This is a genomic window from Mariniflexile litorale, assembly GCF_031128465.2.
Lineage (GTDB): Bacteria > Bacteroidota > Bacteroidia > Flavobacteriales > Flavobacteriaceae > Mariniflexile > Mariniflexile litorale.
In genome coordinates this window covers 2,440,414-2,452,939 of the sequence record NZ_CP155618.1, presented here as the reverse complement: position 1 = coordinate 2,452,939, position 12,526 = coordinate 2,440,414, and the positions used below count along the sequence as shown (strand labels likewise).

10 protein-coding genes are annotated in these 12,526 nt (G+C 34.1%); all 10 read right to left on the bottom strand.

All coding sequences use genetic code 11. The features are described from left to right. Positions 1-96: 96 nt before the first annotated feature. The 10 genes from QLS71_RS10005 to cdd all read right to left on the bottom strand — a co-directional run bounded on the left by QLS71_RS10005 (position 97) and on the right by cdd (position 12,487). Positions 97-750 (bottom strand): HAD family hydrolase, encoded by a 654-nt coding sequence (locus tag QLS71_RS10005; protein ID WP_308990899.1) that lies wholly within the window; start codon positions 748-750, stop codon positions 97-99. A gap of 15 nt (positions 751-765) precedes the next feature. Continuing rightward, positions 766-2,790 carry an OmpA family protein gene (locus QLS71_RS10000; protein WP_308990900.1) on the bottom strand — a complete coding sequence of 675 codons (2,025 nt, stop codon included), beginning with the start codon at positions 2,788-2,790 and terminating at the stop codon, positions 766-768. 2 nt (positions 2,791-2,792) lie between these two features. Further along, positions 2,793-3,704: a type IX secretion system membrane protein PorP/SprF gene (locus QLS71_RS09995; protein WP_308990901.1), complete on the bottom strand. Its 912-nt coding sequence runs from the start codon at positions 3,702-3,704 to the stop codon at positions 2,793-2,795. A 15-nt stretch (positions 3,705-3,719) separates the two neighbouring features. Continuing rightward, positions 3,720-6,506: a gliding motility-associated C-terminal domain-containing protein gene (locus QLS71_RS09990; RefSeq protein ID WP_308990902.1), complete on the bottom strand. Its 2,787-nt coding sequence runs from the start codon at positions 6,504-6,506 to the stop codon at positions 3,720-3,722. A gap of 474 nt (positions 6,507-6,980) precedes the next feature. Beyond that, positions 6,981-7,133, bottom strand: a complete 153-nt coding sequence (locus QLS71_RS09985; protein ID WP_308990903.1) for a hypothetical protein — start codon at positions 7,131-7,133, stop codon at positions 6,981-6,983. A gap of 219 nt (positions 7,134-7,352) precedes the next feature. After that, the gene (locus QLS71_RS09980) at positions 7,353-8,036 is read right to left on the bottom strand and encodes an SDR family oxidoreductase (protein ID WP_308990905.1); all 684 of its coding nucleotides are present in this window, start codon (positions 8,034-8,036) and stop codon (positions 7,353-7,355) included. Beyond that, positions 8,029-9,048 (bottom strand): M20/M25/M40 family metallo-hydrolase, encoded by a 1,020-nt coding sequence (locus QLS71_RS09975; RefSeq protein ID WP_308990906.1) that lies wholly within the window; start codon positions 9,046-9,048, stop codon positions 8,029-8,031. The genes QLS71_RS09980 and QLS71_RS09975 overlap by 8 nt, the downstream gene beginning before the upstream one ends. Positions 9,049-9,143: 95 nt before the next feature. Then, a complete protein-coding gene (locus QLS71_RS09970; RefSeq protein WP_308990907.1) occupies positions 9,144-10,790 on the bottom strand; it encodes a pyruvate dehydrogenase complex dihydrolipoamide acetyltransferase in 1,647 nt (548 codons plus the stop codon). Positions 10,791-10,793: 3 nt separating this feature from the next. After that, on the bottom strand, positions 10,794-11,792 hold the full coding sequence (pdhA, locus tag QLS71_RS09965; RefSeq protein ID WP_308990908.1) for a pyruvate dehydrogenase (acetyl-transferring) E1 component subunit alpha: 999 nt from the start codon (positions 11,790-11,792) through the stop codon (positions 10,794-10,796). Between the two features lie 212 nt (positions 11,793-12,004). Next, positions 12,005-12,487, bottom strand: a complete 483-nt coding sequence (gene cdd, locus QLS71_RS09960) for a cytidine deaminase (protein ID WP_308990909.1) — start codon at positions 12,485-12,487, stop codon at positions 12,005-12,007. Positions 12,488-12,526: the final 39 nt, after the last annotated feature.

Here is a 12,526-nt window from a genome sequence, read left to right as displayed (position 1 = left end):
ACAAAACTAAAACATTTATAGAAACTAAAGTAACTGCAATGAAATTGCAGGGTTTTAACCTTTAACTTGATAATAAAAGAAAAACGAATATTGCTTTTAGGTGTATGATGACACGTAAATCATCTCCAAAAGTCCATCCATACTATCAAACGTTTTAGTAGCTTCATTTTTAAGCTCATCATTATAATCATGTGCCGTAAAACCGAATACATCAAAACCACCTGCATTTGCCGCTCTAACACCCGATAAGCTATCTTCTATTACCAAACATTCGTTAGGTTTAAAACCCATGGTTTCGGCAGCCCATAAAAACACGGCTGGGTCGGGTTTCCATTTATTAATGGTATAACAACTAAAAATTTTGTTTTCGAAATAGGGCAACAAACCCGCTAATCCTAAATTAAGCCTGATTTTATCTTCGGGTCCACTGGAAGCAACACAAAAAGGTAGATTTAAATTAGTCAACACGTTTTTTACACCTTTAACAGGTTGCATGTTTTTTTTAAAAGCTTCAAAACTTTGCTTTCTGTAATCTTCTTGAAAAGAATCGGGTATGGGTCTGTTCGTTAATTGAGCAATTTTATTTTTACAGGCATCAAAAAAACTACCTTTAAAATGCTTCATTCCGTAAGCCAAATCAATATTCGCACCATAGCCATTTGCCATATCTACTAATATTTGAATACTTATAGGTTCACTATCAACCAGTACACCATCGCAATCGAAAATTATGCATTTGTATTTACTCATAAAAAATAATTTAAACTAATATTCCACAATCTCGAATTCACTGCGCCTATTTAACTGGTGTTCTTCATCAGTACAATCTAACATAGGGCATGGTATGATAGGTGATAATTCACCAAAACCTTCAAATTTCATCCGTCTTGCATTAATAAAGCCTTCTAAGGCTAAATAATTTCTTGTGGATTCTGCACGTCTTTCAGATAATATTTGATTGTAACGCACGGTACCCCTACTATCGGTATGTGAACTTATTTTTAAGTAAATATTGGGGTATCGCTCTAATTTAGCTGCTAAAGCATCTAATATTTTTTTCGAGTCTGCTCTAATATTCCACATATCAAAATCAAAATATATAGGCTCTAACTGAAAAAATAATTTCCCATCTTTCTCAACAACAGGTGGCCCTTCAGTATCTGTAAGTAGTTCAAAACGTTTGGGATCTTCCTCCTTTAACTTTTTATCAATATTTTTTTCTTCTATAATAATATCTATCGGGTCGATTGGCGGTGGTGGTGGAAGCTTTCTTAAATACAAAATATGTGTTTGATCTTGTGCTTCTAAAACCTTAACCTGCAATTCACCTTTATAATAAGCTTCATTACTTGCTTTTAACTCATAATTACCTGCTATTAAATTAGCATTAAAAGCGGCAATAGAATCTAAAGTATTATTATAAATTTTGTTTTCTTTTTTATCCAATAACACGACTTTCGTATTAGGAATAAATAGCTTCGTTTCGGCATCTCTTACTTCAAATGCATTAATATATTCTCGAATAAAAATTTCACCAGTTTGACTAAATTTAAAAATATCATCGCTCTTTTTATTTCTGTTGGAAGAAAAGAAGCCTTCAGTAGTATTATAGTAATTTACGTTAAAATCGTCGTATTGAGAATTAATTGGTGCCCCTAAATTTATGGGGTTAGCAAAAACACCATCTACTAATTCAGATACGAAATTATCCAACATTCCTAAACCCAAATGTCCATTGGATGCAAAAAACAAATGCCCATCCTGTGATATGAAGGGAAAATGTTCCCTATTGCTTGTATTTATGTTCTTGCCTAAATTAACCGGGTTACCATACTCTATGTCGTTTACAGTAACATAATACAAGTCGAAACTTCCGTAACCCCCTTCCATATCCGATGAAAAATAGAGCTTCTTACCATCTGGACTCAAAGCAGGGTGCTGATAGGAAAATCCGTTTTTATTGAATGGTAATTTTTCCATGTCACTCCATTTCCCATTTATTTTTTCACTTCTATATAAATGAATGTTGTTACTGGAATTTTCATCGAACTCTTTTTTTCCATTTGTGTAATTACTTCTTGAAACATATAGTGTGTTACCATCATTACTAAAGCAGAAATTACCTTCGTGAAGTTTAGAATTTATCGTTTTTGTTAAAGGTGATACATGACCAATTGTATCATTTTTATCGTTCACTTTTGTTACATAAATATCTAAAAAAGATTGATGTGTCCACTTATAGGTTTTTCTTAAAAACTGCTTATTATCTCTATCGGAAGTAAAATAAACACTGTCTTTATATCTTAAAGCTCCAAAATCGGATGCATTCGAATTAAACTGAACTTTAGAGATTTTATAATCAGGATTTTTAAGTTTGAATTCTTCTATAATTTCAATAGATTCAAGTTTATTTAACGCCTCAGAAATATTTTCTTTATACAATTTAAAATAATCTAAACCTGCTTCATAATCGCCCAAAGCCGATAATACTTGATACAGTTTAAAGTTATATTGGTTATCGTACGTTTTATCTTTTTCACCGTACCTCCCACTTACTAGTTGATTTAAATAGCGTGATGCCAGACGGTATTCAAATATATTATAATAAGATATTGCTATGTTTTCTAAAGCTTTTTTATGACGTTCTTTTCCAAGTTCTTCTTCATAATACTTAGCAGCATTCTTATAATCGCCTTTTTCAAAAAAACGATCTGCTATCGTTTTCTTTTGAGCGAAAGATATTTGTATGGCAAACAACGCTATAACAATAAAAGCTATTTTTTTCATCATAATTAGTAAAATCTTGGAGATGAATATTTTTTACTCAAACCTAATACATCAAACTTATAGAGCACTATAAATTCATGACTTCCATTATTATACGTTTTTAATTTACTGGTATTAAAATCATAAGCGTATCCCACTTTTAAATTTGGTGTAATATGAATACCCATCAACCCTGCAACAGCATCTTCATATCGATAAGATACGCCCAATTCAAACCTATTCATATAAAGCATATTGGCAGACAGATCAAACGATAGAGGCGATCCCCCAACATACTTCACGACTGTTGATGGTTTTAGTTTAAATTCACTGTTGATGTCAAATACGTAACCTCCTATTAAAAATGCATGTGATGCCTCTTCGTATAAGACATCACTATTTATATCAAAATCGCTCGGAATAAGATTGGGAGATGACAGTCCAACATAATATTTCTCATGAAACAAAAAGACCCCAGCTCCAATGTTTACAACCGTTTTATTTGAATTTTGGAACAGAGGATCTGCACTCACGTTACTTCCTAAACTGCTAAAATTTAAATGATCAAATCCCATTTTGATTCCAAAGGATAGATTCAAATCGTTTTTAAGATTGATTTTGTAGGCTGCATTTAAATTAAACACATTTTCACTAAGATTGATATTACCGCCTATATTGTCATTTAAATAATTTACACCTAGCTCTATTTTTTCACTTAAAGGAATGTTCGCAAACAGGTTAGCCGTTTTTGGTGCTCCATCTATTCCAACCCATTGGGTACGATACAAACTACCTACTTGAACAATTCCAGGCTCGTTCATCATATAGCCAGCATTTACCATACTCATGTTATACATGTATTGGGTATAATGGGGTTCTTGCTGGGCGTATGCAAATAAACCACAAGTTATAAATACTACAAATATTTTAATTTTCATTCTATAAACGACTTGTTATCTGCTTAAATAAAAATTGCCTTGAAAAGAAGCGGTGACTCCATCCTTTGGGTCGAACACATAAAAATAAACGCCCGATGGTAATTTATTTCCAATGGTTAATGAGACGTTGGATGTACCCTCAAAAAGTGGTGTGTTTTTATTTCCTTTGTAAACAACAGTTCCGTATCTGTTATAAATATTTAATTCGAAATTTGGAAATGTTATTGGCAAACCACATAAATCAAAGTCATCATTTTCACCATCACCATTAACAGAAATCCCATCTTTTATACAACTATCGCAACTTATATGACTTAAAGGCAACATTGTTACTGTTATTTGAACTCTGGGAGATTCACAACTATTGGCATCTAGTGCAGACACATAATAATCCTCGCCATTAATTAAGGCCGTTCCAAACGACAACACATCTGTAGATGTTGCCGTTTCATACCAATTATAATCAATACCGTTGCTTACTTGAAGATCTGAAATGGTGGCTCCCTCACTAGCACAAAATGTTTGATTGGTTACGGTTGGAACAGAAACCTCTTCTACCATTATTGAAATTATAGCCGTACTTAAACTACAAGAGCTATGTCCTTGTAGTTCATATCGAAAATCATAGGTACCTGACACTAATTGAGATACATCTAACAAGCTCCCTGTAAGGGCATTTGTACTATTTAAATCTATAAAAGTACCGCCAGAATCTGCTGTAGCATCTAAATAATCGACTAAATCTATTTGTTGGTCTGATCGACACGCAACATATAAACCACCATTTCCAGCATTCGGGCTTTGATGTAGTGTTACTGTAACTGTTGACGAATTACCTGGACACATAATATCTCCAAATCCATTAAGATTATTTGGAACTGTATAGGTGTAAACACCAGCATCAGAAGACGCAGGGTCAAACATCGCATTATGATTTGTTGTTGTATAACCATTTGGACCAGACCAAGTTCCGGTAGTACTTGGATTTCCTCCTAAGCTACCAAATAAGTTTAATACGGAACTACTACTGCAAATATCAACTGCTGTACTTATACCTGATTGATATGCTTCAAAGACTGTAAAAGATAAATTAGCAGTATCTACACAATCATTTGAAGTTATAGTTCTATACAAGTAATTAAATGTTTGTTGACCATTTACTTGAGGTAGGGTTATTGGGTTTGAAATACTGTTTCCTGTTGCAAGATCAACCCAATTACCCAATGGTCCTTTGTAAATGGGATCATCAACACCATTGGTTGTTAATAGCGTAAATAAATCGAGTGGACTTGCTATGGTGGGGGCTGTTTCGCAAAACTCTAAATCAGCAGTATCTTCACCCGCATATAGCTTAGGATGTATTGTTAAAACGACTCGAGCTGATTCCGAATCACAAAAACCATAGTTATTCATTACCGGAGCACATGAATTGGGTGCAGAAGTAAATGCGAGAAAACCATCACTGGGACAATTAATTCCAGGTGACACTTCATATTCAAACACATAATTACCAGGGGGTGCATTTTGTAAATTAATAGTTCCTGATGCTGAATAGCCCAAATCACCACTAGAAATCAAACCTAAATTTGAAGGCCCAGAAACAAGACTCCAATTAGTGAAATTATTATTATAATAATCAAATAAAACACCTGCTTCTGTCGTAAACTCTAATTGATCATATAAATTTATACTAGTAGGTCCTGTTGGGTCATCTTCGCAAAATTCAAGTACATCGTCATTTTGCTCGAAAGGCCTTAAATATTCATATATTTTAAATAACACTTTTGATTCTGCATCACTGCATACCCCTGAACGTTGTTTTACTGAATAGGTAAATTCTAACTCAGCACAGCCAAACCTAACTCCATTATCATTTATTATTTTCTGATATATATCATTAATATTTATGTTAGAATCATTCGGCGACGTTATTTCACCGTAAGGATCTGTTGCCCAAACCCCTTCTGTATCTTCTTGCAACAAAAAGGCATCATCTCTTAAATTAATATTGGCGTTATAATTTCCATTCAATATATCCAATTCACAAATACGCGTAGCCTGTCCATATCCAGAAAACACTTGTCTTGTTACAGAAATATTAACCGTAGTTTCTTGCAAAGTAACATCACAAGGTGACATGCCACTTATCCTATACGTTAATTCGAAAGTCTCTTGATCTACTAAAGGAGGCCCTGAGCTGTAAGGAATTGTAACTGTAAATTTTGACCCCAATAAACTAACAAAGTTAGGACTACTGCCTTCATAAATCCATTCCCCATTTAAGTGAGGGCTTGGTACAGATTCTAAAGCTTGAAAAAGGTCGACATCCGGCAAAATAAAACAGGTGCTTTTAGGTGTAGAACCAATATCACAGACTTCTAAATTCACATCTTGAATATTCAAAACAGGTCTAGCATAACCTTTAAAAGCTCCTAAAATCAAATTTACAGTGACTAATATTCCATCTGGACATGAAGAGCTCGTATCAATAAGTTGAAATTGATAATCTGTAAGTGATTTTGAAGCATAATCTAAATCCCACAAATACAAATCTCCTGTTGATTCATCCAGCGCGAAATTAAAATTTGGATCAAACCATGTTCCTGTGGTGGTGGAAATAGGTGTAACTCCAGGAAGCGCATTGTATTCTTCATATAAATTAATAATGCCGTCTAGTTTGCCATCATTATCTCCATCAATAACGGTCATATCACAAACAGTTATGGTTTCAACTACGTTACATTGAGCTTCAACTTTCGTTAGAGAAAAAATTATTAAAACGAAGCATAAAATTCTATTCAATTTATTACTAGATTTAAATTAGGAACAAGATAATTATTACAAGAGCAAATAAAATAAAATTATGATTAAATTATTAACATAAGCTATTCATAATGAAAGAATACACGTATGTAAATATAAAAAAAATACTAACAATCAATAGGTTACATGCAATTAAAAATTATTATCTTTAAGATGCATGATATAACCATTCCAAGTAATTAGCCTCTGTATCATATATTTACGTTGAATAAAAAAACAAAAACTCAGAATTTAGCAGAAGTTTCAATTAAAAATTTTCACTGAAGCAAAGAAATTTTTTATAAAAAAAATGATAATAATTACTTTAAAAATGATATGATTGCTACTCTAAATAGGATGATAAGGGCTCTACTTTTCGTGGTGTTTTTATAATTATCCTCTTGACCTTGTTTTTTTCAATTACTGCCGAAGCAGAATATGTTTTGCTTTTAAAAAATGGCTTGGAGTAAGACCTTATGCTGGATTTATATCAACAAATCCCAGTAAGAGTGGTACTGATACTAGCTTATCTGAATACAAAGTTACATCAAAAGCTTTTCTAATAGGCGGCAAAGTACGTATATGCGCACCCATTCCTTGGGTTGCACCATTTTTTGAGCTTGGCATTGGCGCTTCTGTGGGCACCTTTGAAACATACACACCCACAACTTACAAAAAGATAGTAGTTTGTTGGTGCATGTGCCTTATGCAACAGGATTGGCTTTAGGCAGAAACCATGAGGTTGAAATTGCCCTTACTTATTATGAACATCCTTCAGTAGAACAATTTTCTGGTGCCCTTGCTCTCGGGTTTTCTTTTCCGTTAAATTAGAAACTTAATAATAGTTTAAGGGGTTGAATTGGAAACCTGCAAAAGTTTTCCGTTATAATACTTGTTTCCGTTAAGCGCAAAATCAAAGATATACTGCGCCATTTCTAAAGCCGAAGTTGATGCTATGTAGCCAGGAAATGCTTCTTCTAACATTTCAGTTTGTACAGCTCCAAGTGCTAATACATTAAATGAAATTCCAGTTTCCTTATATTCTTCTGCCAATAGTTCGGTTAAAGTAATTACTGCTGCTTTACTAGAACTGTATGCTGCCAATCCAGGAAATTTCACACTCCCTTGTACACCTCCCATAGAACTAATAGTAACAACATGACTTCTCTTTTTCATAAAAGGCAACACAATTCTGGTTAATTCTGCTACTCCAAACACATTGGTTTTATAAACCGTTTCAAAATCAATCATAGATAATTCTGAAAAAGGTTTATTTATAAGAATTCCAGCATTATTTATCAATACATCTACTTCTTGCCAATTGGCTCCTACGAAAGCTTCAACTGTTTTATAATCTTCTTTATTCCCTAAATCGAATGAAAACGTCGTTACATTTTTTAGTTCAAGAATATCAACAGGCATGTTATTCCGCGAAAGCGCTAATACTTGATGTCCTTGTTTCGCGAATAACTTCACTAACTCAAACCCAATACCACGGCTGGTTCCTGTAATAATGATGTTTTTACTCATTGTGTAATTTTATTTCTTTTGTTGATGCATTCACCATCCCTTCCAAAGCAGGAATCATTTTATTTATAAAACTAGTCATGTGTTTAAAGTCCATTTTATCAGCTTCATCATCCACATGATGGTAATAATCAAAATTAGTAAAATCGAACGTAGAGATGGCTTGTGCTGGAATTTCAAAAGCCTCATAAAACGGATAATTATCCGAGCGCTTAAATAAATTATACTCCTTAGCTTTTGGTAAAAACCCAACTATTTCAGTATTAGCATAGCTATTTAGCTTTTCTGCCATGTTAGACATATTATAACCCGTAATATATGCCATCGTTTCATTTTCGGCTCTTGGCACACCAATCATTTCAAAATTAATCATGGTATAAACGTTTAAGTTTTCCTTTTTTAAACGAGCTGCCAAATGTCCAGACCCTTTTAAACCCATTTCTTCGGCTGCATATAAAGTGAATAAAATGCTTCGCTTATTACTTTTAGTTTTAGCAAAGTATTTAGCCCATTCTAAAACTGCGACTGTACCCGAAGCATCATCATTGGCGCCATTGGCAATCACATCACCATTCACTTCTTTAGCGGTTCCAATATGATCGTAATGCCCTCCTAGGATTACAAATTCTTTTTTTAAGTCTGGGTCATGGCCTTCAATATAACCAACCACATTATATCCTATAATATCTTTAACATTAAAAGTATCCCGATATGTTTCAAAATAAGGTTTTATAGCACTCTTTTTGAAAACATTTTCGATGAAAACAGCGGCTTTCTCGATACCTTTGCTTCCTGTATTTCTACCTTCAAGGGCATCAGAAGCTAAATATTCTAAACTTAACTTAATTGAAGACTCTTGAATTCCTATATTTGAATTAGTTCCTTGTAATACCTGAGATTCTTGAATTTCATTCTTATTTATTTCATTAGCTGATAAGACTGGATGAGCTGTTTTTTTATTAACTCCACAACCAACCAATAGAACACCTAAAGCAATATTTAATATTTTTCTCATAATTCCATTTAAAAAATTAAAGATAAAAAAAACCTGCTTCAAACAAATGAAACAGGTTTTTTATATGAAAAGATTTATGCTTTCGCAGAAATTTGTTATACTAACATCGTTACCGGGTTTTCAATATAGCCTTTCAAAGTTTGAAGGAATTGAGCACCTGTTGCACCGTCAACCGTTCTATGATCACAAGCTAAAGACAATTTCATAGTATTTCCAACTACTATTTGTCCATTTTTAACCACCGGTTTTTCAACAATATTTCCAACAGAAAGAATAGCTGAATTAGGCTGGTTGATAATGGACGTAAACGTATCAATACCAAACATACCTAAATTAGAAACAGTAAACGTACTACCTTCCATTTCGGCAGGCGTTAGTTTTTTGTTTTTAGCTTTACCTGCAAGATCTCTAACAGCAGAACCAATTTGTTGCAAACTTTGCTCGTTTGCAAATTTCACTACTGGTACTACCAAACCATCTGGAACAGCCACTGCCACACCAATATGGACATGGTTGTTTAAACGCATTTTATCTGCAAACCATTGTGAGTTTACTTGAGGATGCTGTTTCAATGCTAAAGCACAGGCTTTAACCACGATATCGTTATAAGATATTTTAGTATCTGGAACTGTATTGAATTGTGTACGGAATGCAATGGCATTTTCCATATCAAATTCTACACTTAAATAATAGTGAGGTGCAGAGAACTTAGAATTTGTTAATGCTTTGGCAATCGCTTTACGCATTTGCGAATTTGAAACATCTTCAAAATCTTCTTGTCCTGCTGGCACAAATTTACCTACTGGTCCACCAGATGATGCAGGAACGAAATTCTCAATATCGGTTTTCACAATACGTCCATTTTCACCAGAGCCGTTTACTTGTGATAAATTGATACCTTTTTCTTCTGCTATTTTTTTAGCTAATGGTGATACAAATAAACGACCGCTAGCAGATCCATTTGTAGCAGGTTTCGTTGCTTTTGCTTCCACCTTAGGCGCTTCTACTTTTGTTTCCGCTTTAGGAGCTTCTTGTTTTGGAGCCTCTTGTTTTTTGGTGGTAGGTACTGATTTTGATGCATTAGCAACCACACCAGAAACATCAGTTCCTTCCGGACCTATAATTGCTAACAAAGAATCAACCTTTGCGGATTCTCCTTCTTGTAATCCTATATGTAATAAAGTACCTGATTGGAATGATTCGAACTCCATAGTCGCTTTATCCGTTTCTATTTCAGCTAAAATATCACCTTCTGAAACTTTATCACCTACTTTTTTAAGCCATGTAGCAACCGTACCTTCTTCCATGGTATCGCTTAAACGCGGCATAGACACAACAATGACTCCTTCAGGCAGTTCTGCACTCACAGTCTCTTCTTCTTTAGAAGTCGCATCTTCTTCCTTTTCAGGAGTAGCTGCTTTTTCCTCAGGTGTTTCTTTACTTTTTGAAGTAGGTGCTTCTGTAGAAGTTTTACCTCCATTTGTTAAACCGGAGATATCTTCACCTTCTTCTCCAATAATAGCTAAAAGTTCATCAACCTTAGTTGTTTCACCTTCCTGAATACCAATGTAGAGTAGTGTGCCTTCATGAAACGATTCAAACTCCATAGTCGCTTTATCCGTTTCTATTTCAGCTAAAATATCGCCTTCACTTATTTTGTCGCCCACTTTCTTTAACCAAGTAGCAACAGTTCCTTCTTCCATCGTATCGCTTAAACGCGGCATATTTATAATTTCTGCCATAACTTATATTTTGTGTTTAATAAATGGATAATCTTCTTGTTCGTAAACCATATCATAAAGTTGTTGTACTTCTGGATATGGAGATTCTTCTGCGAATTTTTCACATTCAGCCACTAAATCTTTCACACGTTTATCTATAATTTTAAGATCTTCTTCGGTTGCGTATTTCTTTTCCAAAATAACATCTTTCACTTGAGTAATTGGATCGATTTTTTTGTATTCAGCAACCTCGTCTTTCGTTCTATAATGCTGTGCATCACTCATAGAATGCCCTCTATAACGGTATGTTTTTAGTTCTAAAAAGGTTGGTCCATCACCACGACGCGCACGTTGTATTGCTTCGTCAAACGCCTCGGCTACTTTAATAGGATTCATCCCATCAACGGGGCCACAAGGCATTTCGTAACCTTTACCTAGTTTCCAAATATCGGTATGGTTTGCAGTACGCTCGACAGATGTTCCCATCGCATATCCATTATTTTCACAAACAAATACTACTGGAAGGTTCCAAAGCATTGCTAAGTTGAATGTTTCATGAAGTGAGCCTTGTCTTGCAGCACCATCGCCAAAACAACATAAAGTTACCGCATCACTATCATGGTATTTATCACCAAATGCGATACCAGCACCTAAAGGAATTTGACCTCCTACAATACCATGACCGCCATAAAAGCGGTGTTCTTTTGAAAAAATATGCATAGAACCACCCATACCTTTAGAGGTTCCTGTAACTTTTCCATACAATTCTGCCATAACACGTCTAGGGTCTACCCCCATACCTATTGGCTGCACGTGATTTCTATAAGCAGTAATCATTTTGTCTTTTGTCAAATCCATAGCATGTAAAGCACCTGCTAAAACAGCTTCTTGACCATTGTATAAATGAAGAAATCCTCTTACTTTTTGTTGAATGTAAACGGCAGCAAGTTTGTCTTCAAACTTTCTCCAGAATAACATGTCTTCATACCATTTGAGGTAAACCTCTTTTGTGATTTTTTGCATTGACTCCTATTGAATTTTAATTTCGCTAAATACAAAAGTAATACATTGTGGCTTATTGCAAAAATGCAATGTCCTTAAAGTCTAAAAAATATAATAAAAAACAGCTCTTTACTCCCTAAATTGCTTTTTTAATAATTTTTGACAATGAATATTAATGTATTAAAAATTTCAATCGTTTAAATTATTTAAAAAACTATCAAATTCACAAAATATCACAATACAGATTTGTCAAAAACAAGCGGTAACAAATTAGCTAACGATGTGGATTTTGCAACTTTTCCAGTTTCACCCATAAAATAAATTTCTATGGGTGATTCTTGTTTTATTTCATATTCGGCAATAGCTTGTCGGCAAGCACCGCATGGCGGAATAGGATTTAACGTTGGTTTATTTTTTGAAGTGGCAGAAATGGCCATTCTTACCACTTTAGCATCGGGATATTGAGATCCTGCGTAATAAATTGCAGTCCGTTCGGCACACAACCCTGATGGATATGAGGCATTTTCTTGATTGTTACCCGTAATAATTTCACCATTATCTAAAAGTATGGCTGTGCCAACATTAAAATTTGAATAAGGCGCATATGCTTTATCTCTAGCCTCAAAGGCTTTTTGCATTAAAAATGCGGCCTCTTTCGGAAGTTCTCCAATAGATTCAAAAACATATAACGTAGATTCAATTTTCACTTCCTTCATATATTTCTTTTTAATAAAGTTAAAAAACTATTTAAGACA

Coding starts and splice junctions, on each gene's coding strand:
- QLS71_RS10005 (WP_308990899.1), bottom strand. CDS start 750: ATGAGTAAATACAAATGCATAATTTTCGATTGCGATGGTGTACTGGTT.
- QLS71_RS10000 (WP_308990900.1), bottom strand. CDS start 2,790: ATGATGAAAAAAATAGCTTTTATTGTTATAGCGTTGTTTGCCATACAA.
- QLS71_RS09995 (WP_308990901.1), bottom strand. CDS start 3,704: ATGAAAATTAAAATATTTGTAGTATTTATAACTTGTGGTTTATTTGCA.
- QLS71_RS09985 (WP_308990903.1), bottom strand. CDS start 7,133: ATGCCAAGCTCAAAAAATGGTGCAACCCAAGGAATGGGTGCGCATATA.
- QLS71_RS09980 (WP_308990905.1), bottom strand. CDS start 8,036: ATGAGTAAAAACATCATTATTACAGGAACCAGCCGTGGTATTGGGTTT.
- QLS71_RS09975 (WP_308990906.1), bottom strand. CDS start 9,048: ATGAGAAAAATATTAAATATTGCTTTAGGTGTTCTATTGGTTGGTTGT.
- QLS71_RS09970 (WP_308990907.1), bottom strand. CDS start 10,790: ATGGCAGAAATTATAAATATGCCGCGTTTAAGCGATACGATGGAAGAA.
- pdhA (WP_308990908.1), bottom strand. CDS start 11,792: ATGCAAAAAATCACAAAAGAGGTTTACCTCAAATGGTATGAAGACATG.
- cdd (WP_308990909.1), bottom strand. CDS start 12,487: ATGAAGGAAGTGAAAATTGAATCTACGTTATATGTTTTTGAATCTATT.